The following is a 21565-nucleotide window of genomic DNA, read 5'->3' as shown; positions in this document are numbered from 1 at the left end:
CCGGCGGCACGGATGAGCGGCCGGGAGTCGTACGATCGCGCGAGGCGTGTGGGCCCGCACGAAACGACCCCACGGTACGTGGGCGCCCGGGGGCGGGCAACCTTCTGAAAGGAGGGCTGCGTGGAGCGCCGCCATCGCCGCGAGCGTCGAAGCTCCTCAGGGCTCAGGACGTGTAGAACGTGAACGCCCCCGGGAACGTGTGAAACCGGTGCCCGGCCCGGCTCACGCGCTCGTGCAGCTGCACCATGAAGTCCGGCTCGTAGGACCGCAGGAAGGCCACCTCGTAGTACCCGTGGCGGATCAGCCACTCGAGCCGGTGCCGCACGGAGTTGAAGTGCCGCCTGCAGGGTGCCACGCGCTGGGACAGGTAGGCCGCCACCGCCTCGCGGTCCCTGTCGAACTGGATGGAGCCGTCCGGGGCGAAGAGGTTCAGCTGTGCGTTCAGCGCGTGGGGGTCCTGGCGTTCGCCGATCCCCCGGGGGTGCGGGCTGTGCTGACAAGGGTGGTGCGGTGATGCTCACGCGGTGTCCTTCCGGTGGGTGGGCGGGGGTGGCTGCGCGGACCAGAACTCGCGCAGCCCCTCGGTGACACGGGTGACGTCCCGGTCCGTGCCGAGCAGCTCGAAGCGGTACAGCTCCGGCACGCGGCACTTCGCGGAGACGATGGGCCCGGCAATGCAGTAGTGCTCCCCGAAGTTGGTGCTGCCCGAGGTGATGACCCCTCGGAGCAGGGAGCGGTTGACGGGGTCGTTGAGGAACTGGACCACCTGCTTGGAGACGGCTCCGGAACGCTCCCCGCCGCCGTACGTGGGCAGCACCAGGACGTACGGGCGGGAGACCCGGATCATCCCCTCAGCCCGTGGCCGCAGGGGGATGCGCACGGCCTCCCGCTCCAGCCGTTCCACGCGTCGACGGGTGTTCTCGGAAACGCTGGAGGAATAGACCAGGTCGGGCGAGTCGTGCGGATCGAGGTCCTGGAATTGCAGGGCGGCCCTGCGAGGCTCGCGCTCATCTCACCATCACGTCTTCTCTTTCGGTCGGCGCTGCACCACTACACGTGGGCTGCTCTTGCCCTCTGACCACTACATCTGGTTGCGCCACGCCAGGGCCGCGCAAGCTGCGCTGCGCCGTACGACGTACTAGGTGATAACGAATGCTGTGGGCGGCGGGAAATACCCCCCTACATATGAGCATTGGCAAATACGTCACACCACGGCTGCCCAGAAAAAGAATGGCCGACCGGCCAGCAAGAGTGGCCAGATGGCCATTGTTTTGCAGATAACGGTCAGATTACGGTGAAGAAGCACTCAGCGACCCGCCTCTGATCTGCGGTGACCGGCGAACACGTCGAGAGGGTGCGCATGTGATACTCCGCCGGCTCCGTGCTGCCACACACTCACCGGCCTGTCCTTGTTATTCCTGAGACCCCCCTGGCTCTCGCCCGACCCACGATCGAAGGTTCCCCCATGAGCAAAAAGAACACGATCCTCGCCACGGCGGCTGCAGCGGCAGTCGTCCTCGGCACCGTCTCCCCCGGCGTGGCCGCTCCCCCCGCAGCCCCCGCCTCGGGTGGGAACAGCATCAACCAGCAGGCCAAGGTCCTGGACGGCACGGGCGGCGAGTACGTGGTCATGCTCGAGATGCCGGCCTCGGCGTCCGGCGCCACCACCAGCGCGGCTGCCAAGAGCGCGGTGGCCAGCACCACGCAGAAGCAGGCGGACAAGTGGCAGTCCAAGGGCGTGAAGGTCAAGCAGAAGTTCAAGAACCTGGGTGGCTTCACCGCTGACCTGACCCCGGCCCAGGTCAAGGCCCTGGACGCGGACCCCGGCGTGGCCGTGGTGGAGAAGAACAAGACCGTGCGGGCCAGTGCCACGCAGAACGGCGCCACATGGGGCCTGGACCGCGCGGACCAGAAGGACCTGCCGCTCAACGGCACCTACTCCTACAACGCCACCGGCCAGGGCGTCACCGCGTTCATCATCGACACCGGCGTCCGCGCCTCCCACTCCGAGTTCCGGGGCCGCGTGGCCTCCGGTGTGACCTCCATCGAGGACGGCCGGGGCAGCAACGACTGCAACGGTCACGGCACGCACGTGGCCGGCACCACCGCGGGCTCCAGTTACGGCGTGGCCAAGGGCGCGAACGTGGTTCCCGTGCGCGTGCTCGGCTGTGACGGCACCGGTTCCACCGCGGGTATCGTGGCCGGCATGGACTGGGTGTCCTCCAACGTGAACGGCCCGTCCGTGGCGAACATGAGCCTGGGTGGCGGCGCCTCCGCCGCCCTGGACAACGCGATCGGACGGATGTCCCGCGCCGGCGTGGTGCCCCTGGTGGCCGCGGGCAACGACTACGAGAACGCGTGCAACTTCTCCCCGGCCCGTGCGAGCGCGGGCATCACCGTGGGCTCCACGGACCGCCGCGACCAGCTTTCCGAGTTCTCCAACTGGGGCTCGTGCGTGGACATCCTGGCCCCTGGCACGGACATCACCTCCGCGTGGCCGTCCAGCGACTCCGGGACCAACACGATCTCCGGCACCTCCATGGCCACACCCCACGTGGCCGGCGCCGCTGCCCTGTACCTGCAGCAGCACCCCACCGCGAGCGTCGCCGAGGTGGAGCGCGCGCTCAAGAGCGCCGCGACCCCCAGCACCATCGACCACGTCAACGGATCACCCAACCTGATGCTCAACACCACCACCCTCACCGGGGGTCGCTGAGCAGTGCGTGCCGCACCCGCCGCCTAGTCCCGCGGTCGGGTGCGGCACGCACCGTCACCGCAGAGCAGGCCCATCCCGCACCGGGGTGGGCCTGCTCCGTTCCGCGGGACGACGCCGCCTGGCTACGCGAGCGCGACGGGCCGACAATGCCTGGTCACGCGCGCGGCGGGCCGACGCCGCCGGCCCGGTTACGTGAGCGCGGCGGTCAGGGCGTCCGCGGCGCGGATCATCCCCAGGTGACTGAACGCCTGGGGGAAGTTGCCCGCCAGACGCCCCCGTGCGGCGTCGTACTCCTCGGAGAGCAGACCGAGGTCCGAGGCGAAGCCCACCGTGGTGCGCATGAGCCGCGCGGCGTCCTGGACCCGGCCGGAGCGGGCCGGCGCACAGACCGAGGTGCTGTCGATCCATGACGGTGAGATTCAGACGCGTGAGAACGATCTGGATACAGCAGGCACGTTCACCGTTGACGGGTTGGTCGCGGACGCCTCTGTCACCCACTATGACGCCCCGCTTCTCCCGGGCGGCACGGTGAACCCCGACCACCCCCGGGTTGACCCCGACGCGGTCTCCTTCGTCCGCGAGGTCGTCGAAAGCGGCAAGCCCGTTGCGGCGATCTGTCACGGGCCGTGGACGCTGATCGAGGCCGGTGTGGTCGAAGGCCGCACCTTGACGTCCTTCCCGAGCATCCGCACGGACCTGCGCAACGCCGGTGCTGACGTCGGCGACCAGGACGTCGTGGTGGACGGGAACCTGATCACCAGCCGCTCGCCCGATCACCTGCCTGTGTTCTGCGATACAATCGTGGCGCAATTTGCGAGCAATTCGACCCAGGAAGAGGTGATGTCATGAGCGTGACTAAGGGACTGCTTGTCAGGCTGGAGGCCCTGCCCGGCAAGGAAGACGAGGTCCAGGAATTCCTCGGCATCGGGCGAGGGCTCGTTGAGGAGGAACCGGCCACCGTCGCGTGGTTCGCTATCCGTCTCGGCCCGTCCTCCTTCGGGATCTTCGACGTGTTCCCCGACGACGCCGGCCGCGACGCGCACCTGTCCGGCGCAGTTGCGACCGCTCTCGGCGAGCAGACCGGCAAGCTGTTCAGCGAGCCCACGATCGAGAAGCTCGACGTCCTGGGCTCCAAACTCCCCGCCTGACACCACAGACCGGGAGTACCGGCCCAGAGAGGAAGGGTCGCTGCGCGCGGTGACTTCGGGCTTACGCAGCCCGCTGACGTCGTGGCAGCGGCCCCTTCTCTTGCGGCCTATCGCTACTCACCAACAGATCGAGGAACCGCGATGACAGGAACTGACGACGGCATTGCCACGACGCGTTCACCCGAGGTAGCAGTGATCGGGGGCGGGATCGTCGGTCTGTCGACGGCGTACGCGCTGCAGGAGCAGGGCGTGCCGGTGCGCTTGTACGAGGCTGGTATGCCCGGGACGGGTCAGTCCGCAGGCGAGTCGCGGATCTTCCGGCATGCCCACGACGACCCGCGACTCGTCGCTTTTGCGCGCGAAAGTCGCGGCATATGGGATGAGTGGGCCGAACACTTCGACGTCGAGCTGGTCTCATCAGACGGTGTCCTGGCGATCGGAGACAGCGCCCTGGCGCGGCTGCGGGTGCTCGACCAGGTCGGCGGCGTGGAAGCGCACGAGATCGACGCGGCCGAGGTCGCCCAGCGGATGCCGCTGCTCGCTGGGTACTCGGGGCCAGCGGTGCTCGATGAGTCAGGCGGCGCGATCCGCACCCGCGCCGCAATCACGGCACTCACGGGTGCCCTAGCTGATGTGGTCACCACCAGTGAGGTCATCTCCATCGATCCCCGCGCCGACGGGACGGTCGAGGTGCGCAGCGTCACCGACCGGGCTGTCTACTCCAAGGTGGTCGTGTGCGCCGGCCGCGAAACCGCCCGCCTGGCACGCAGCGTCGGCCTGTCGCTGCCGGTTCGCCTCGCCGCACACGTGCGGTTGACCTTCGACGTGAAAGCCGCCGCCCCGGCACGAGTCGCCTGCCTGCAGGACAGCAGCGGCGTCTTCGGGGAAGTCGGCGTCTACGCGACACCGCTACCGGGCAACAGCAGCTATTCGGTCGGACTCAGCGACACCGTCGGCGTCCGCGACGACGGAACTTTCATCGACCCGGCGGCGATTCGATCACTGGACGAACGCGCACGCGAATACGTGACACGGGCGCTGCCCGGTCTCCACCCAGAGCCGCGCGACTTCCTCCACTGCTGGGTGACCGACCTCCCGTGGAGTGAGGACGGCGTGGCCGTGTGGGAGGCAGGCTCTGTCTTCTTCGTGGCCGGTCACAATTTGTTCAAGCAGGCACCTGCGCTGGGTCGCGCTCTTGCACGGGCTGCGACCGGCGGCGGTCTCCGCGCCGAGCTCACGCCCGAAGCGCGCCTCGGCGAGGCCCAGGGCTAGCCCCGGTCTTTCATGACGGCGGTCGGGACCGTGTCGGAGCCGTGTGATCGAGGGCGGACGGGCCAGCTCAGGCCGGCTGCGGGATGGCGGCGATGTTCGCGAAGACCGCGACGATCGCGCCTGCCCAGGGCCACGACTCCGGGGTCTTGGGGCGACGTCGGTGTGCGCTGTGAGCGAGTCGGGCGGGCACGTGGAGGAATCGGTAGCGCAGCGCCTTCGGCTCGCAGGTCGCCAACGTGGCGACGTCGCCGATGCAGCCGAGCAGGCGGGTCCACGCGGTCAGGTTGGCCCGGGGTTGGGGCGTTCGCGGCGCACGATCACCCGCATCCCGGCTGGCCACTTGGCGAGAACCTTCGGGTCGATGAGGCCGGTCAGCTCGGCGACGTCGCCGCCCTCACGAACGCCGCCGTCGGCATCGAGTGCTGGGGTTCAGACCTTCTTCGGGACCAGATCGATGGCATCGCGGAGCTTCCCGGTGATCGCGAATCCCACGCTGTACTCGACGCTGCGGCCGCGGCCCGTGCCCTGTTCGGTGAGCCAGTCCAGTAGCCCGTGGGACGAACCGGCGCCGTCGGAGCGGATGAGCAGCTTCTTGTGGTGAGTGCCGGGGACCTGGGCGATCGCCTCGGTCAGCACTTCGATGTGGGCGACAGTGGTGTTCGAGCCGGCGTTGCCTGCCCGCAGCTTGGCGGCGAGGAACTCACTGGTGTTGTCGCACCCAACCCCGATCGGGTGGTAGCCGAAGGACCGCTTGAACGTGGCGGCCGCGTTCTCCTTCTCGCTGTGCGCGATCACGATCGTGGCGTCGATGTCTAGCACGATGACGTCGGCGAGGTCGGCCCCGGCGACCTTGGACGCCGGGATGTCGCCGGGCAGTTGGGCCCACACGTGGCGCCGGGCCCGAGCACGGGCGGCCGCGATCTGATTCCGTCGACCGGCCGTCATCGACTTCAGCGTGCGCCACACCGTCGGGGCCGATGCGACCGGGCCCAGGACACCGGCCTGGTGCCGCAGCACGTCGATGGCGGCGATCGCCTCGCCACCGTCGGTGAGCATCACCGCCACGTCAGCAAGGACACGACCCCGGTCGTGACCAGGGACAAAGTTGCGGCGGGTCATCGCCTTGGACAGCTCGTCGGTCAGGCCGGTCCGGTCGGCCAGGAGCCTGGTCATGATGCTGCCCGTGTGAGCCACCACGCCGACACCGTCGGCCGTCACGGACAGACCCGTCGACCACGAAGTACGCTTCACCTACGGAGGGCCTTCCAACTTGGAGAACTTGGGACATCGCAGTCACAAGTTTCCCCTGCTGTGCAGGCGCTTCCGTGCTTCTACGCGCCGATCACTCCGCGGCGTCGTGAACGATCCGGGTTAAAAGCGGAAGGCCCCGCGCCAACGGCTTCAAGTGGAGCCACCAGCGATGGAAGACCTGGTGTCGGTCTGAGATGCGACCGTAGATCAACATCACCAGCCGCCTGAGAAGCGGTGCTACCCGGGTCAGAGCCGGTTCTTTTTGCCGAGCGCACAGACGGGGGCCGTCACCCGGGATCGCAAGACCTGGGCAGCGAAGGAGTGCCAAGCCCTACAGTGCCGCTCGTGGACAGCAGCCCTGCCACGAGGTGAGCACCGGAGCTGTGCGCACATGCCGCCACTGCCCACGAGTAATGCCGTGGGCCTTCTTCAACCACCCGCAACGGGTGGTTAACCGGTGCGACCGATCGACCGACCGGGCTGATCCGCACGTGTTCAAGATGCCTTAGACGTTCCCCACCCTCCTCCACCGGAGGTGTACCCCGGAGCGTCCAAGGCATCACCCTGCCCTTCAGCTCCCTCACTCCCTTCCAGACTGAACGGTAGGTCCCGTCAAGAACAAGACCACACGAGGAACTGAGGAAGAGCTGAAGGGCAGAAATACTGAGTGTGAGCAAAGCGAGCTCCTTTGCCCTTGAGTTCTATAGGTGGCGGCCCCTCCCCTCGGAATTCCGAGGGGAGGGGTCGCCACCTATAATTACCCTCTACTGCTCTTCTTAGCTGTGGGGATTAGAAGAACAAGGACTATCAAGAAACCTACAGCGCCAGCTCCAAGGATGAAATCATTATGGATTAGGGAGTACGGCCCTATAGAAATAATCCCAACGAAAAGTAGGGCTATTGCCACTCTTGCTAGTGAGCTTGTCCGCATTACCCACACGCCTTTGCGATTGCTCCAATCCCAGTGAGATCAGCGCCAAGCCCAAAGGCAAGCGAACGCAATGCCTTCAGCTTATCATTGTAGCTTTTCGCTTTGAGAGTCCTCACAAGAATTTCTGCAGCTTTTCGAATAGACTTCGTCTTCGTCAGGAGCTTTCCCACAATTCCACCAGGGACGATGTACAGGGCCGCGTTTCCTGCGATGGTCCCCGCGCACATCCCAATTTTTCCCCAATCGGGGTCAGAAACAATTGGGTAGGCGGTCTCGGAAGTTGGTTCGACAACTTGCGTCAGCTTATTACCGCTCACCTCGAAGTGCGTGGGCACACTGTTGCCGTTGGCGTCGTAGGCCCACGGAGCATCGAACGAACTATGCATGCTTCCATCTGAGTTCTTCACAAAAACTTCCCCGCTGTCAGCTCCGAGGGCTTCAGATGAAACGAGCTCTTTGTCACCTGAGATTGTGAAAGTTTTTTCATGAGATGACTTAGGGGAATCGATCTTGAAAAGAACTTGTGCCCCGTCTTCAGTTTCTCTGAACATGTAGTCTGTGGAATCTCCCGACACCACCAGGGAATCATCTGACAAGGTGCCGTGCTTTGAATTGCTGTCGAGGGGGATTGACAGAGATGCGCCGTCAAGGTTGATCTGGTTGGGTGAATCTTTCGAAACAGCCCCTGAAGAGAGGCCAGAGTTTTCCGCAAGCTTGCCCGTGGGCAAGGATTGGGTGATTGCATGCTCCATGGCCTTGACTTCTGATTCATTGAGATTGCTCTGCCCAGGCCCCGCAAGGGCGGCCGAACCAGTCCCTGCGACTAGTGCGCAGGATAGTGCTCCTGCAGTCAAAATTTTTACTTTGCCGATGTTCTTCAGAAGCATTATGACCCCTCAAGCTAGGTATGTGACGGAAACTATACACACCCAGGAATTCGTGTCAATTGGCCATGTGGCCAGTTTTCACGGCGCTTCATCAGATATGATGACTTGTAGCAGCAAGCTTCACCCTGCGGTGGTTCTTGCGCGTTGGCTGTGGGCGGACCCGACCCTTTGGTGGAGTTCTGAAGGGATGGGTTGTGCGTCGTCGCGGGATGCCCCCAAAGTCGGTGCCGGAGTGTTGGGCCCCACCCTGTCTCGTAGCGCTGTCTCTCCGCCGGTCGCCCCGGTCGGGGTACTGATGGTCGGTTGCAGGATAGGCAGAAGGTGGTTTCGGAGTACGGGGAAGCTGATTGAGTACGCCCGGGTGTACACCAAGAGCCAAGAGCGCGGACTGATGGGGGCAGATCTCCTGGGCGCAGGGATCGTGATGACCTCTACCTAGATGCAGGAGGGCATGGCGCTGCTGACTCGAGTCGGGCTGCGCAAGGCCGGCGACCTGAAGAGTGGGCGAGCCCGCATTCCACCTCACCACCTACCCTGATCCCATGGACAACATCAGGACCCTTGTGATTCTCGGCGCCTCCGGTGACCTCACCGCGCGCCTCCTGCTCCCGGGGTTGGGCTCGCTGCTGGCCATGCAGCCCGAGCGGGAGATCACGGTCATCGGCTCCGCCCGGGACGACTTCCCGGGTCCGCTCGGCCCGGACGACGACGTGCGCGCGGAGACCTGGGAGGAGACCGTCGCCAAGGCGTTCTCGTCCGTGGACGCCACCGGCCCCGCCGTGGACCACGCGCGGGAGAACACGCGCTGGGTCTCGTGCGACGTCACCGAGGCAGCGGACCTCGAGAAGCTGCTCGGCGACGTCGAGGGCCCCGTGTGCCTGTACTTCGCGCTGGCGCCCGCGATCACCAAGAAGGCGTGCGCGGCCCTGGCCGAGCTGGACGCGCTGCCCGAGGACCTGTACCTCGCCCTGGAGAAGCCCGTGGGCACGGACCTGGACTCCGCGCGGGCGCTCAACGCCCAGGTGGCGCAGCTGGTGGACGAGGAGCACACGTTCCGCGTGGACCACTTCCTGGGCATGCCCGGCGTGCTGGACATCGTGGGGCTGCGCTTCGCCAACCGGATGTTCGAGCCCATCTGGGACCGGCGGCACATCGCGTCCATCGAGATCGTCTTCGATGAGACCCTCGCGCTGGAGGGCCGCGGCGAGTTCTACGACTCCACGGGTGCCGCCCGGGACATGCTGCAGTCCCACCTGCTGCAGGTCATGGCGCTGACCATGATGGACCCGCCCTCCCGCTTCGACCCCGTGGAGGTCCCCGCGAACACCGCCCACATCCTTCGTGCCACCCGGCTGTGGGACGAGGATTCCACCATGCACGCCGCCGAGCACCCCGGGATCACCCCCGTGGTCCGCGGCCGCTACACCGCGGGCACCACCGGCGGGCACGACGTCCCGGACTACGCGCAGGAGAAGGACGTGGACCCGGAGCGGGAGACCGAGACCTTCGTGCAGGTGACCCTGGAGGTGGACACCTGGCGCTGGAACGGGGTGCCCGTGACGCTGCGCTCCGGCAAGGCGATCGGCAACCCCTCCCAGCACATCCGCGTGACCTTCCGCCGCCCGCCGCACGAGTACCGGGGCTGGCCGCACCCCACCGCACCCAACGCGCTGAGCGTGGGCTTCGAGGAGGAGCACGTGCAGCTGGAGGCGAACGTGGGCAGCCCCTTCGACTCCCGCGGGATGAACCGGCTGACCCTCTCCAGCGGCGTGCCGGAGCCCGGGCTCACCGCGTACGGCTCCGTGATGCGCTGGATCCTGGACGGGGACCCCACCTTCACCGTGCGCGCGGACGCCACCGAGGAAGGCTGGCGGATCATCGACCTCATCCAGCACGCCTACGACACGTGCGCGCCGCTGCAGGAGTACCCCGCAGGTTCGCAGGGGCCGTACCCCGCGTGAACCGTGGGCCCGCCATGTAGTGACTTATTCATAAACATGTCCCCCTGCCGGTAGGTCCTCCCCGGCCTGGCACTCCTCTTCTGATATTCAGGAATTGCCCAGGTTTCATTTTGGGCATCGGCTGCACATCCAGGGGAGAGAACATCATGCCTTCTTCGGCACACGATCCGGCGGGCGCGTCCCGGGAACCGGAGCACCACCGCAGCGGAGGTGGGCCCGCCGGCGACGGCGCGGAGCACCCCGTCGACCCGGCCACTACCACGGGGCCCTCCACCACGGGACCCACAGCCCAGGAGCCCACCGCGGCCCCCGAGGCAGCACCGGGTGGCACACCCGGTGCTGCAGCGCCCAACGCTGCAGCCCCCGGCACGGCGGCACCCAGCGCCGAGACCGCGGCCGCCCCGGCGTACACCCCGCCCGCCGCCCTCGCGAGCATGACCCCCCGGCACTGGTGGGTCCCCGCCGTGGCCGGTGTGGCCGGCTACGCGGGCATGGTGCTCGGCACCGTGCTGGCCCTGGTGCTCACCGTGCTGGGCGCCGCGCTCTCGGGTGACTCCAGCGGGAGCCTCACGGAGCAGGTGGACGAGCAGATCAACGACTTCACGGGCACCGCCCCGGACCTCTCCGGCATGGCGTGGTTCCTCTCCATCCCGTTCCAGCTCGCGGCCATGGCGGCGCTGGTGCCCCTGCGCGTCATCGCGAGCTTCGGCGGCGAGGGCGGCACCGCGGGCGTTACCGTGCCGCAGTACTTCGCCCTGGCCTGCGGGATCGCGGCGGCGTGGTTCGTCACGCGCGCCCTCACGTCCCGCACGCGCGTGGAGACCCGCGCCGTGCAGTGGGTCATGGCCGCCGTGGCCGGCGTGGTTTGGGGTGCCCTGGCACTGATCGTCACCGCCATCACCGTGCTGCGCCTGGACATCCCCGTGTTCTACTCGAGCGTCCAGGTGCGGATCTCCGCGGTGGGCCCGGGGCTGTTCCTGGTGCTGTTCATGGTGGGGCTGCTGACCACCGCCTCCGTACTCGCCTCCCGTTCCACGCAGACCGCCCCCGGCCGCGTGGTGATCGGCGCCGAACGCACCGCTCCGGGCGTGCTGCAGGTGCTTCGCCCCGTGGTGGTGCAGTTCTGCGTGTTCGGTGCCGTGGCCGGGCTGGGCCTGCTGATCTGGGCGTTCGTCAAGGGCGGCGCCATGGCCGGGTTCTCCGCCCTGTTCTGGCTGCCGATCGCGGTGGGCTGGCTGTTCGTGCTCTCGCTGCTCTCCGCGCTGACCGCGGGCGGTGCGGCCGTCTCCTTCACGGAGCTGACCGGCGGCTCCCACGCGTTCTACCTGTGGACCGAGGGCACCGTGCCCGCGTGGGCCGTGGTGCTGTGCATCCTGCTGGCGCTCGTGTCCGTGGTCTGCGCGGCCATTGCGTGGGCGCACGTGCGCCCCGTGGACCAGCGGGTGGCACGCAACCCGTTCGCGTGGGCCGTGCTGCCCGTCGCATACTTCCTGCTGGGGCTGCTGCTCATGTGGCTGCTCACCGTCAGCGGCTACGCCGCGCAGGGCTCCAGTCGCTCCCAGGGTGCGGGCTTCAGCATGCGCCCGGCCGGGTGGACCTGCCTGGTGTTCCTGCTGTGGGGCGCGGCCATCGAGCTGCTCGCGCGCTTCGTGGCACCCGCCTTCATGCACTCCCTGCCCGCTCCCCTGACCCGCGTGCTGCGCGGTTCGGACCGGGCCCGCGGCCGCGCCGCCGTGGTGGCCTCCGCCGCCGGGATGGGTGCTGCGGCCGCCGCCCGCACCGCTCCCGCCCAGGGCAACGTCCGGGAGGGCGACGCCGCGGCGCCCGGTGCCGCGGGCCCGGCAGGTGACGCAGCGGCGTCGTCCGCGCAGCACCCTGCCCAGGAGGCCGTGAGCGCCCAGCGGGACGCCACCGCGCCCGGCGAGCAGACGCGCGTGCTGCCCACGTACGACGACGCCGAGCACACCGCGAGCCTGCCCCCGCAGCGCACGCCCATGGACCCCGCGAAGAAGAAGCGGATCCGGTGGATCGCGGTCGTCGTGGGCGCCCTGATCCTGCTGGGCGTGGTGGCCGCGGTGGTGTTCTCCATCCTGAGCCGCACCGTGTTCGGCCCGGACAACCAGGCCGAGGACCTGCTGCAGTCCGCCAGGGACGGCAAGGCCTCCGCGGTCGCGGACGTGGCGGACCCGAACGTGAGCACCGCCCAGCGCGCCCTGCTCACGGACGAGGTGTACGGCGCCGCGCAGCACCGGATCGCCTCCTACGAGATCAAGGACACGCGCATCGACGGCGACCACGCCACCGTGAGCGCCACCGTGACCCAGGACGGCGTGACCACCCCCGTGGACGTGCCCATGGTCAGCGACTCCCGCAACGGACTGTTCAAATCCTGGCGCGTGGACGGCTCCGCGGGAATCCCGCTGTACCAGACGTTCAGCGTGGAGGTCCCGGCGGGCGTCAGCGAGCTCACCGTCAACGACAAGAAGGTGCCGGTGGACGCCCAGGACCAGTCCCACAGCACCCAGTTCACGGTGCTGCCCGGTGACTACGCCGTGGGCATCGACTCCGCGAGCAAGTACGTGAGCTACGGCGGTCAGCAGGTGGCCGAGATCCGGGCCGGGTCCGAGCCCATGAGCTCCGCCATGAGCTTCGACCAGTCCTACACCCCGGCGCTCGAGCAGGACCTCACCAAGCAGCTCAACGCCTCGCTGGACACGTGCGCCAAGAAGTCCGAGTTCGAGCCGCAGGGCTGCGCGTTCGGATATCCGATCTTCGGGGACGAGGAGGACTACCGCAACCCCTCCTGGACCATCGAGCGCTACCCCACCTACTCGGTGTCCTCCCTGGGAGGCGAGACCACCTTCACCACCAGGAAGTCCGGTGAGGCACGGCTCGACTCCCAGTACAACGACCAGTGGGACGAGGACAAGCCCGCCAAGTGGAAGGACCGGGACACCACCACGAGCATCTCCACCTCCGGCACGGTGACCGTGTCCGGGGACAAGATCACCGTGAAGACGAATGACTGATCCCCACCCGCCACCGCCCACCGCGGTGACACCGAACGCCCCTCCCCTCGCCCGGGGAGGGGCGTTCGTGCGTGGTGGACGCGGTGGCCCCGCCATGCCAGGGGCGTCGAGGGTGCCGCGGAGGCGCTCCGGCAGGGAAGGCGAGGGCCGCGGAGGGGGCGGCGCAGCGTCGTCGTCCTGCCGCCGCGCCGCCCGGGTTCAGAGGTCCTGCGGCCCCAGCGGCAGGCCCAGCAGGTACCAGACCACGAACAGCAGGAACCAGCCGATGAGCATGGCGATCGACACCGGCAGCACCAGGGAGATCAGCGTGCCCACACCGGCCTCCTTCTGGTAGCGGCGCAAGTAGCCGAGCACCAGGGCGAAGTACGGACTCACGGGGCTGATCACGTTGGTGGGGGAGTCGCCGATGCGGAACAGCGCCTGGGTCATCTCCGGGGAGACGTTGAGCAGCATGAGCATGGGCACCATCACCGGGGCCAGCAGGGTCCACTGGGCGGAGCCGGAGGTGATGAGCAGATTCATCACGGCCACGATCACCACGATGCCCGCGAATGTGAGCACGGGGCTAAGGCCCAGGGAGCCGATGAAGTCCGCGCCGTACACGGCCAGCACGGGCCCGATCCCGGACCACTGGAAGTAGGCGGTGAACTGGGCGGCGGCGAAGAACAGCACGAGCACGGGGGTCACACCGGCCAGCCCCTTTGCCATGGCCTCGGGAACCTCGCGAGCCTGCGTCATGGTCCCGGCGGCCCGGCCGTAGACCCAGCCGACCACCGCGAAGATGATGGCGATGACGATCCCCACGTTGAGCAGCAACGGGGACATCAGGATGGAGCCGTCCTCCGCGCGCAGCGGGGAACCGGGGATCAGCAGCAGCGCCAGGTAGATGGCCAGCATCACCACGAACGAGATCCCGGAGTTGCGCAGTCCGCGCTTCTCGCGGGGCTTCAGGCGCATGTCGTTGAAGTCGCCCATGTCCTGCTGCTTGGTGTCCGTGTCCTCGGCGAGCGCCTCACCGCGCTTGGAGAGCACTGTCTCGGTGACCACGGTGATGATGGCCGCGAGCACCAGGGAGGAGACGAACGTGAAGAAGTAGTTGGACACCGGGGTGACCAGCACGCTCTTGTCGATCAGCCCGGCGGCCGCGGTGGTGATCCCGCCCAGCAGCGCGTCGGACGCCGTGGGCAGCAGGGACGCGTTGAAGCCGGCCGCCACCGAGCAGAACGCCACGATCAGCCCCACCACGGGCGAGCGCCCGGCGGCCTTGAACGCGAGCGCGCCCAGCGGGATGAGCACCACGTACATGGCGTCAGAGGCGATCGAGCCGGTGATGCCGGTCAGCGCCAGCACGAACGTCAGCCACTTGGGGCCCACGCGCGCCACGGATCCGCGCAGCGCGGCGGAGAGCATGCCGGACTGCTCGGCCACGGCCACACCCAGCAGCACCACGATCACCAGGCCCAGCGGTGGGAACTCCACGAAGTTGGTGACGGACTCGGACACCATCTTCCGCAGCCCGTCCGGGGCCAGCAGGTTGGTCACCGCCACGGTCTCGCCGGTGGCGGGGTTGAGCGCGCTGAGGCCCATCGCGGAGAGGATCCAGCTGAGCAGCAGCACGATGCCCGCGAGCAGCAGGAACAGCCAGAAGGGGTCGGGGAGCTTGTTGCCCACCCACTCGATCCAGTTCAGGACCCGGAGCAGGACCCCGGTCCCCCGGTTGCCCGATCCTTTCGGACGGGCGCTGGGCGCGGTTGACGACATGGCGGGTTCCGTTCTGACGGCCGACGTGTGATCTGCCTAACGTACGCAACCGTCGGCCCGGCTCGGGGCAGGACACGGGCGCGCGGACAATGTGGCACCGCGGCCCGGCCCCGCTGTTCGCCGTGGCCGCGTCACACGACCGCCCTTAGTGTCACAGTGACTTTTAGCGGTTAGAGTCTCCTCGACACCATCCGGGCACCGGCCCGGCCCAACGGGCGGAGGGCGGTGGCCATGGGCACCCCGTGCACGAGCATTGCCGTGTCCACCGTGATCTTCACGGTGCGCGCCACCGGACCGGACGGGCGACACGAGCTGTGGCTGCCCCTGGTGCGCCGGATCCGGGATCCCCACCGCCACAGGTGGGCACTGCCGGGCGGCCCGCTGGGTGAGGACGAGGGCCTGGAGGACTCCGCCGCCGCGTACCTGCGCCTCACCACGGGCCTCGATGCCGCCCACCTGGAGCAGCTCGCCACGTTCGGCGGTCTCACCCGCTCCCAGGGCGCCGACGAGCGCGTGGTCACCGTGGTCTACTGGGCCGCCCTGTCCCCCCGGGAGGCCGCCGGGGGCGAGGACGACCTCAACGTCACGTGGCTGCGGGCCACCGACCTGCCGCCCCTGGCCTTCGACCACTCGCTCGTGGTGGCCCACGCCCTGGACCGGTTGCGGGACCGGATCGCGGACCCCACCGTGGCCCGCTCCTTCCTGCCCGACTCCTTCACCATCGCCCAGCTGCGCGAGGTGCACGAGGCCATCCTGGGCCGCGCCGTGGACGCCCCCAACTTCCGCCGCCACGCGCTGCGCTCCGGCCGGCTGCAGGACACCGGCGAGCGTGTGGCCGGGACCCCGCACCGGCCCCCCGCGCTGTACCGCTTCACCGAGGACACCGCCCCGGACTTCACCCGCTCCGGCCCGCACGCCGCGGAGCGTCCCGGCCACGCGAGCAGTCCCGGCCCGCCGGGACCTTCGAGCCTGCCGAGTCCGCCATCACCCGAGAGTCCTACGAGCCAGGAGACACCATGACCTCCGTCGCCACCCGCCTCACCCTGCTGTCCTCCCGCCCCGGGGACCGCGCAGCCGCGCAGCCCGGCACGTCCGGCGGCTCGTGCAGCGCCGCCCTCGCGGAGCAGCCGTGGGACTTCCCGGCCCCGCTCACCAAGGGCTACGGCCCCGGGGCGTCCCAGCACGACGTCGTTCCCCCGGGCTCCCCCGCGCAGCCCGCCATCCCGCAGCGCTACCGGGACGCGAGCCCCGGGGAGCTGGATGCCATGATCAGCACGGCCAAGCAGACTCTGGGGAACCGCGTGGTGGTGATGGGCCACTTCTACCAGCGGGACGAGATCGTGGCGCACGCGGACTTCATCGGGGACTCGTTCCAGCTCGCGCAGCAGGCGAAGGCGCACCCGGAGGCCGAGGCCATCGTGTTCTGCGGCGTGCACTTCATGGCCGAGACGGCGGACATCCTCTCCACGGAGCAGCAGGCCGTGATCCTGCCCAACCCGGCCGCGGGCTGCTCCATGGCGGACATGGCGGACGAGGACTCCGTGGAGGAGTGCTGGGCGGAGCTCGTGGACGTCCTGGGCCCCCATGCCACGGACGAGCACGGCACCGTGCTCACGGATGAGCGCGGCGAACCGCTGGCCTCGGTGGTCCCCGTGACCTACATGAACTCCTCCGCGGCGCTCAAGGCGTTCTGCGGGCGCCACGGGGGCATCGTGTGCACGTCCTCCAACGCCGCCACCGTGCTGGAGTGGGCCTTCGCCCGCGGGCAGCGGGTGCTGTTCTTCCCGGACCAGCACCTGGGCCGCAACACCGCCAAGGCCATGGGCGTGCCGCTGGAGCAGATGCCGCTGTGGAACCCGAACAGGCCGCTGGGCGGCAACTCTCCCGCGGCACTGGATGATGCGCGGGTGATCCTGTGGCACGGCTTCTGCTCCGTGCACCGCCGCTTCACCGTCGCCCAGATCGAGCAGGCCCGCGCCGAGCACCCCGGGTGCACCGTGGTGGTCCACCCCGAGTGCCCCATGGAGGTGGTGGACGCCGCGGACTCCGCCGGCTCCACGGACCACATCCGCAAGGCTGTGGCCGCGGCGGAACCGGGACAGACCTTCGCCATCGGCACCGAGATCAACATGGTCAACCGCCTGGCCGCGGAGCACCCGGAGCACACCATCTTCTGCCTGGACCCCGTGATCTGCCCGTGCTCCACGATGTACCGCATCCACCCCGGCTACCTCGCGTGGGTCCTGGAGGAGCTCGTGGCCGGGCGCGTGGTCAACCGGGTGAGCGTGGCCCCGGAAGTCGCCGCCGAGGCGTCGGTGGCGTTGGAGCGCATGCTCGCCGCGGTGCCGCGTGCGTGAGGCACGGGATCGCCCGGAGGACGACGCCGCTCCGCGCGTTCTCGTCGTGGGCTCCGGTGCCGCCGGACTCACCGCCGCGCTGGGTGCCGCCGCCCGCGGCGCCCGGGTCACCGTGCTGAGCAAGTCCACCCTCGGGAACACCGCCACGGACCGCGCGCAGGGCGGAATCGCCGCCATGACCCGCGGCCTCCCCGGGGGGCAGCCCCTGGACACCCCGCAGCTGCATGCCCGGGACACCCAGGCCGCGGGGGTCGGGCTGTGCGACTCGGAGGTGGTGCGCGGCGTCGTCGCCGACTCCCCGGACGCGATCACGCTCCTTACCCGGCACGGCGTGTCTTTCGACCGCGTGGCCGGGGCGGACTCCCCGTGGGTCCAGGGGCTCGAGGGTGCGCACAGCGTGCCGCGGATCCTGCACGCCGGGGGTGATGCCACCGGACGGATGATCCAGGAGGCCCTCGCGGCACGGGTGCGGGAGACCTGCGATTCGGCAGATATGAGTGTCCAGGAATACACACTGGTCACCGGCATCCTGCAACGGGGCGGAACCGTGTCCGGCGTGACCGCGCGCTCCGTGGATCCGGCGGGTTGCCTGGGCCCCGAGCACGTCCTGGCCGCCGACCACGTGGTGCTCGCCACCGGCGGCGCCGGACACCTGTACCCGTTCACCACCAACCCCGAGGTGGCCACGGGGGACGGCATCGCCCTGGCCCTTCGTGCGGGGGCCGCGGTGCGCGACCTGGAGTTCCTGCAGTTCCACCCCACCGCGCTGGCAGCCCCGGGCTCGTTCCTGATCTCAGAGGCCCTGCGCGGTGAGGGGGCCGTGCTGCGCAACCACCGCGGAGAACGATTCATGCAGGCGGTGGATCCCCGCGCGGAACTCGCGCCGCGGGACGTCGTGGCCCGGGCCATTGCCGCCGAACGGGTCTCCGCCCCCGGAGCGCACGTGGTGCTGGACTGCGCTACGGTGCCCGTGCCGGACGGCTTGACCCGGGCCGAGCACCTGGCCCGTCGCTTCCCCACGATCGACCGAGCACTGCGGGACCGCGGGATCGACTGGTCCCGCGAACCGGTTCCGGTGAGCCCCGCCGCGCACTACCTCATGGGTGGGATCACCACCGACGACGCCGGACGCACCACCGTCCCCGGGCTGTGGGCCGCGGGCGAGTGCGCCGCCACGGGACTGCACGGCGCCAACCGGCTCGCGTCCAACTCGCTGCTGGAGGCCGTGGTCTTCGGCAATCGCATCGGGCGGCTCGTGACCGACGCACCGGCCGATCCCACGTCCTGGCCGGCGTCCGATCGACATGACGCGCCTCCCACCTCACCGGACCGGCACACCACCCCTGGCAGCACGGCACCGTTCACCCGTGCGGCCCTGCAGGCCGTGATGTGGGGGGGTGCCGGAGTGATCCGCACCGAGGAAGGCCTCGCGGAGACGCAACGGGCGCTGGACGGGTGGCTCGCGGCGTCGTCGTCGGGGGGGCCCCGAACGGACGTGGACACCCTCGCGGAGCACGAGGACCGGAACCTGCTGACCGTGGCGAGCGAACTCGTGCGAGCGGCGCGGCGGCGGACCGAGTCCCGCGGGGCCCACCACCGCGCCGACGATCCGGCATCCACCGGTTCCCAGCACCCAACCCCGTCAACCGCACGTCATGCCGCCCGGGGCATTGACGGGGCCGGACACCCCGGCATCCCCAGCAGCGCGAACACGGCCCTCCCCGGAGGACACCACGACGTCAGCGCACCCACCAGCACCGAAAGGACAGCACATGCTGCACCGCTCAGCCGTTGAGACCGTGATCCGGGCAGGACTCGCGGAGGACGCCCCGTGGGGTGACCTCACCTCCGAGCTCGCGCTCCCCGAGGACGCACACGCCACCGCCGCGGTGGTGTCCCGGGAGAACGGAGTGTTCGCGGGCGCGGAGGTGATCCGGGTGGGCTTCACCGTGCTGGACTCGGCCGCGGAGGTGGAACTGCACGTCGCGGACGGGGATCAGCTCGACCCCGGCACCGCCGTGGCCACGGTGCGCGGGCCGGCGCGGGCCATCCTCACTGCCGAGCGCACGGTGCTGAACCTCGTGCAGCGGATGTCCGGGATCGCCACGACCACCGCGCGCTACGTCTCCGCCGTGGAGGAGACCGTGGCGGAGGTGGAGCGCTCGAACAAGCTTCCCGCCGGAACCATCACCCGCACCCGCGTGTGCGACACCCGCAAGACCACTCCGGGGCTGAGAGCGCTGGAGAAGCACGCCGTGACGTGCGGCGGCGGTCACAACCACCGCTTCGGGCTCTCGGACGCCGTGATGCTCAAGGACAACCACCTGGCCGTGCTCACCGCCGGGGGCGCACCCCTGTCCCGTGCCCTGCGCGACCTTCGCCGGAAGATGCCTCACACGACATGCATGGTGGTAGAGGTGGACCGGCTGGACCAGATCGAGGACGTCCTGGCCGGTGGCGCGGACGTGGTGCTGCTGGACAACTTCGCGCCCGCGGACCTGGTCAGCGGGGTGGCCATGATCGACGGTCGCGCCGCCGTGGAGGCCTCCGGCGGGATCACCCTGGAGACCATCGGCCGGGTGGCCGCCACGGGCGTGGACGTGATCTCGGTGGGTGCCCTGACCCATTCCGCGCAGGCACTCGACCTGGGCCTGGACATCGTCGTGGGCTAGTGGTTGTTCACCAGGCTCAGTAGGACCACGGAGTCCTCCTGGGCATGGAGGGAGTGCCGCTGCTGCGGGATCACGGCGTGCTCCCCCGCGGACAGCGTCACGGGGTCCTCGCCCGCGGCGAGCTCCACGCGTCCCTCGATCACCTGCAGGGTGGCCTCACCGGGGTTCTCGTGCTCCTTGAGCTTCTCGCCCCGTACGAGCGCTATCACCGTCTGCTGCAGGCGGCGGCCACGGCCCCCGTGGAGGTTGTGCGCGGCGCGTCCGCTGGAGACCTCGTGGGCCTGCTCCAGCAGTGTGCGGGCCAGTGTGGTGAGTGAGTTCGCATCCATGTTCCCTGTCTACCGCAGCTTCCGCCGCCCGTCATCCTTCCGCTCGTGAGAGGACACCCATGATCTACCTGGACCACGCCGCGACCGCCGCTCCCCGCAGGGACGTGCTCGAGGCCATGTGGCCGTGGCTCACGAGCGAGTACGGCAACGCGTCCAGCCACCACGAGCGCGGGCGTCGTGCGGCCCACGCCCTGGAGGACGCCCGCGAGCGCGTGGCCGCTGTGCTCAATGCCCGTCCGGGTGAGGTCGTATTCACCTCCGGTGGCACGGAGGCGGACAACCTCGCGGTCAAGGGCATTGCGCTGGCCCGCCGCGAACGCGGGCCCGGCCGCACCCGCGTCGTCACGAGCGCGATCGAGCACCACGCCGTCCTGGACTCGGCGGCGGACCTCGCCCGGTACGACGACTTCGAGGCGCGGACCGCACCCGTGGACACGAGCGGTGTCGCGCTTCCGAACGCCTTCCGCGCGCTGCTCCGGGGCGACGACGACAGGGCCGAGGTCGCTGTGGCCTCTGTGATGCTTGCGAACAACGAGGTGGGCACGGTGCAGGACATCGCCGCGCTGGCGGAGATCGCCACCGAGCATGGCGTGCCCCTGCACACGGACGCCGTGCAGGCCGCGGGCGTGCTCCCCTTGGACGTGAGGACCCTCGGGGTGAGCGCGCTGAGCCTTGCGGGTCACAAGATCGGCACGCCCCCGGGCATCGGGCTGCTCTGGATCAAGCGGGGCACGCCCTTGCGGCCGCTGCTCAGCGGCGGTGGTCACGAGCGGGGACGCAGGTCCGGGACCTCCACCGTGGCGGGGGCGGTGGGGCTCGCCGTCGCCCTGGAACGCGCCGAGGCGGAGCGCGAGGAGCATGTTCGGCGCACGGTGGCGCTGCGGGGCCGGCTCATCGAGGGCATCCTCGGCCGCGTGCCCGGTGCCCTGCTCACGGGCCCGGACTCGAGCGCCGGTGGGAACAGGTTGGCCACGAACGCAAGCTTCTGCTTCCCGGGCGTCAACGGGGAAACTGTGCTGGTGGACCTGGAGAACCGAGGGGTGTTGGTGTCCTCGGGGTCGGCGTGCTCGGCGGGTTCCACGGAACCGTCCCACGTGCTCACCGCACTGGGCCTCTCACCGGAGGTGGCGAGCACCGCGGTGCGCTTCAGCCTGGCCAGGGACACCACCGCGCAGGACGTCGACACCGCGATTGCCGCCACGGCGGACGTGGTCGCGGCACTGCAGGGCCGCGGCTGATCCCGCCGTCGCC

At 69.3% G+C, this 21565-nt stretch carries 16 protein-coding genes and 2 pseudogenes; 11 read left to right on the top strand and 7 right to left on the bottom strand.

The window, feature by feature from the left end; all coding sequences use genetic code 11:
- Nucleotides 1-163 precede the first annotated feature (163 nt).
- On the bottom strand, nucleotides 164-406 hold the full coding sequence (locus DNL27_RS00930) for a hypothetical protein (RefSeq protein ID WP_239494496.1): 243 nt from the start codon (nucleotides 404-406) through the stop codon (nucleotides 164-166).
- 111 nt (nucleotides 407-517) lie between these two features.
- The gene (gene nrdI, locus DNL27_RS00925; RefSeq protein WP_112234427.1) at nucleotides 518-985 is read right to left on the bottom strand and encodes a class Ib ribonucleoside-diphosphate reductase assembly flavoprotein NrdI; all 468 of its coding nucleotides are present in this window, start codon (nucleotides 983-985) and stop codon (nucleotides 518-520) included.
- Nucleotides 986-1465: 480 nt separating this feature from the next.
- Between nrdI and DNL27_RS00920 the strand changes: the two genes are divergently transcribed.
- The gene (locus tag DNL27_RS00920; protein WP_112234426.1) at nucleotides 1466-2716 is read left to right on the top strand and encodes a S8 family peptidase; all 1251 of its coding nucleotides are present in this window, start codon (nucleotides 1466-1468) and stop codon (nucleotides 2714-2716) included.
- Between the two features lie 188 nt (nucleotides 2717-2904).
- On the opposite strand, the pseudogene DNL27_RS12305 reads toward DNL27_RS00920, so the two are convergent.
- Nucleotides 2905-3093: pseudogene (locus DNL27_RS12305) on the bottom strand (glycoside hydrolase family 15 protein); the annotation flags it as partial.
- Between DNL27_RS12305 and DNL27_RS00910 the strand changes: the two are divergent.
- The 3 genes from DNL27_RS00910 (at nucleotide 3056) to DNL27_RS00900 (ending at nucleotide 5136) form a co-directional block, all read left to right on the top strand.
- Complete coding sequence (locus DNL27_RS00910) at nucleotides 3056-3565, top strand: DJ-1/PfpI family protein (RefSeq protein ID WP_239494401.1); 510 nt, start codon at nucleotides 3056-3058, stop codon at nucleotides 3563-3565. The pseudogene DNL27_RS12305 and the gene DNL27_RS00910 sit on opposite strands and share 38 nt — an antisense overlap.
- Entirely contained in the window at nucleotides 3562-3864 is a 303-nt protein-coding gene (locus DNL27_RS00905) for a putative quinol monooxygenase (RefSeq protein ID WP_012397129.1), read from the top strand. Before DNL27_RS00910 ends, DNL27_RS00905 begins: the two co-directional genes overlap by 4 nt.
- 141 nt (nucleotides 3865-4005) lie before the next feature.
- Nucleotides 4006-5136 carry an FAD-binding oxidoreductase gene (locus DNL27_RS00900; RefSeq protein WP_204360310.1) on the top strand — a complete coding sequence of 377 codons (1131 nt, stop codon included), beginning with the start codon at nucleotides 4006-4008 and terminating at the stop codon, nucleotides 5134-5136.
- Between the two features lie 67 nt (nucleotides 5137-5203).
- On the opposite strand, the pseudogene DNL27_RS00895 reads toward DNL27_RS00900, so the two are convergent.
- Nucleotides 5204-6387, bottom strand: a pseudogene (locus tag DNL27_RS00895) (transposase).
- Between the two features lie 930 nt (nucleotides 6388-7317).
- Entirely contained in the window at nucleotides 7318-8205 is an 888-nt protein-coding gene (locus DNL27_RS12100; protein ID WP_162627078.1) for a hypothetical protein, read from the bottom strand.
- Between the two features lie 542 nt (nucleotides 8206-8747).
- Between DNL27_RS12100 and DNL27_RS00890 the strand changes: the two genes are divergently transcribed.
- Together DNL27_RS00890 and DNL27_RS00885 are read left to right on the top strand one after the other, a co-directional pair.
- Nucleotides 8748-10166 carry a glucose-6-phosphate dehydrogenase gene (locus DNL27_RS00890; RefSeq protein ID WP_112235711.1) on the top strand — a complete coding sequence of 473 codons (1419 nt, stop codon included), beginning with the start codon at nucleotides 8748-8750 and terminating at the stop codon, nucleotides 10164-10166.
- A gap of 146 nt (nucleotides 10167-10312) precedes the next feature.
- On the top strand, nucleotides 10313-13195 hold the full coding sequence (locus tag DNL27_RS00885; RefSeq protein ID WP_112234423.1) for a hypothetical protein: 2883 nt from the start codon (nucleotides 10313-10315) through the stop codon (nucleotides 13193-13195).
- A gap of 198 nt (nucleotides 13196-13393) precedes the next feature.
- Here the strand turns inward: DNL27_RS00885 and DNL27_RS00880 are convergent, their stop codons facing one another.
- Nucleotides 13394-14956 (bottom strand): AbgT family transporter, encoded by a 1563-nt coding sequence (locus tag DNL27_RS00880; protein WP_112234422.1) that lies wholly within the window; start codon nucleotides 14954-14956, stop codon nucleotides 13394-13396.
- 231 nt (nucleotides 14957-15187) lie between these two features.
- Here DNL27_RS00880 and DNL27_RS00875 point away from each other — a divergent pair, with 231 nt between their 5' ends.
- The 4 genes from DNL27_RS00875 to nadC are packed head-to-tail and all read left to right on the top strand — an operon-like array spanning nucleotide 15188 to nucleotide 19985.
- A complete protein-coding gene (locus DNL27_RS00875) occupies nucleotides 15188-15976 on the top strand; it encodes an NUDIX domain-containing protein (RefSeq protein ID WP_112235710.1) in 789 nt (262 codons plus the stop codon).
- Nucleotides 15973-17313, top strand: coding sequence for a quinolinate synthase NadA (gene nadA, locus DNL27_RS00870; protein WP_112234421.1), 1341 nt, complete (start codon nucleotides 15973-15975; stop codon nucleotides 17311-17313). Before DNL27_RS00875 ends, nadA begins: the two co-directional genes overlap by 4 nt.
- Nucleotides 17306-19108: an L-aspartate oxidase gene (gene nadB, locus DNL27_RS00865; protein WP_112234420.1), complete on the top strand. Its 1803-nt coding sequence runs from the start codon at nucleotides 17306-17308 to the stop codon at nucleotides 19106-19108. The genes nadA and nadB overlap by 8 nt, the downstream gene beginning before the upstream one ends.
- Nucleotides 19086-19985: a carboxylating nicotinate-nucleotide diphosphorylase gene (nadC, locus tag DNL27_RS00860; protein ID WP_112234419.1), complete on the top strand. Its 900-nt coding sequence runs from the start codon at nucleotides 19086-19088 to the stop codon at nucleotides 19983-19985. The genes nadB and nadC overlap by 23 nt, the downstream gene beginning before the upstream one ends.
- On the opposite strand, the gene DNL27_RS00855 is transcribed toward nadC, so the two are convergent.
- Nucleotides 19982-20314, bottom strand: coding sequence for a cupin domain-containing protein (locus DNL27_RS00855; protein WP_058955003.1), 333 nt, complete (start codon nucleotides 20312-20314; stop codon nucleotides 19982-19984). The two genes, nadC and DNL27_RS00855, sit on opposite strands and share 4 nt — an antisense overlap.
- 59 nt (nucleotides 20315-20373) lie before the next feature.
- On the opposite strand from DNL27_RS00855, the gene DNL27_RS00850 reads away from it, so the two are divergent.
- Entirely contained in the window at nucleotides 20374-21552 is a 1179-nt protein-coding gene (locus DNL27_RS00850) for a cysteine desulfurase family protein (RefSeq protein ID WP_112234418.1), read from the top strand.
- Nucleotides 21553-21565: the final 13 nt, after the last annotated feature.

It is taken from the genome of Kocuria sp. BT304, from assembly GCF_003290245.1.
GTDB lineage: Bacteria > Actinomycetota > Actinomycetes > Actinomycetales > Micrococcaceae > Kocuria > Kocuria rhizophila_A.
Note: the sequence above shows the minus strand (reverse complement) of the source record. Positions and strands in the feature narration are given on the sequence as shown.

Excerpts from the sequence above, each read along its gene's own strand:
- DNL27_RS00875 (WP_112235710.1), top strand. The coding sequence starts at position 15,188 with ATGGGCACCCCGTGCACGAGCATTGCCGTGTCCACCGTGATCTTCACG.
- DNL27_RS00880 (WP_112234422.1), bottom strand. The coding sequence starts at position 14,956 with ATGTCGTCAACCGCGCCCAGCGCCCGTCCGAAAGGATCGGGCAACCGG.
- nadA (WP_112234421.1), top strand. The coding sequence starts at position 15,973 with ATGACCTCCGTCGCCACCCGCCTCACCCTGCTGTCCTCCCGCCCCGGG.
- DNL27_RS00920 (WP_112234426.1), top strand. The coding sequence starts at position 1,466 with ATGAGCAAAAAGAACACGATCCTCGCCACGGCGGCTGCAGCGGCAGTC.
- DNL27_RS00890 (WP_112235711.1), top strand. The coding sequence starts at position 8,748 with ATGGACAACATCAGGACCCTTGTGATTCTCGGCGCCTCCGGTGACCTC.
- DNL27_RS00900 (WP_204360310.1), top strand. The coding sequence starts at position 4,006 with ATGACAGGAACTGACGACGGCATTGCCACGACGCGTTCACCCGAGGTA.
- DNL27_RS12100 (WP_162627078.1), bottom strand. The coding sequence starts at position 8,205 with ATGCTTCTGAAGAACATCGGCAAAGTAAAAATTTTGACTGCAGGAGCA.
- DNL27_RS00850 (WP_112234418.1), top strand. The coding sequence starts at position 20,374 with ATGATCTACCTGGACCACGCCGCGACCGCCGCTCCCCGCAGGGACGTG.
- DNL27_RS00885 (WP_112234423.1), top strand. The coding sequence starts at position 10,313 with ATGCCTTCTTCGGCACACGATCCGGCGGGCGCGTCCCGGGAACCGGAG.
- DNL27_RS00910 (WP_239494401.1), top strand. The coding sequence starts at position 3,056 with ATGAGCCGCGCGGCGTCCTGGACCCGGCCGGAGCGGGCCGGCGCACAG.
- DNL27_RS00855 (WP_058955003.1), bottom strand. The coding sequence starts at position 20,314 with ATGGATGCGAACTCACTCACCACACTGGCCCGCACACTGCTGGAGCAG.
- DNL27_RS00905 (WP_012397129.1), top strand. The coding sequence starts at position 3,562 with ATGAGCGTGACTAAGGGACTGCTTGTCAGGCTGGAGGCCCTGCCCGGC.
- nadC (WP_112234419.1), top strand. The coding sequence starts at position 19,086 with ATGCTGCACCGCTCAGCCGTTGAGACCGTGATCCGGGCAGGACTCGCG.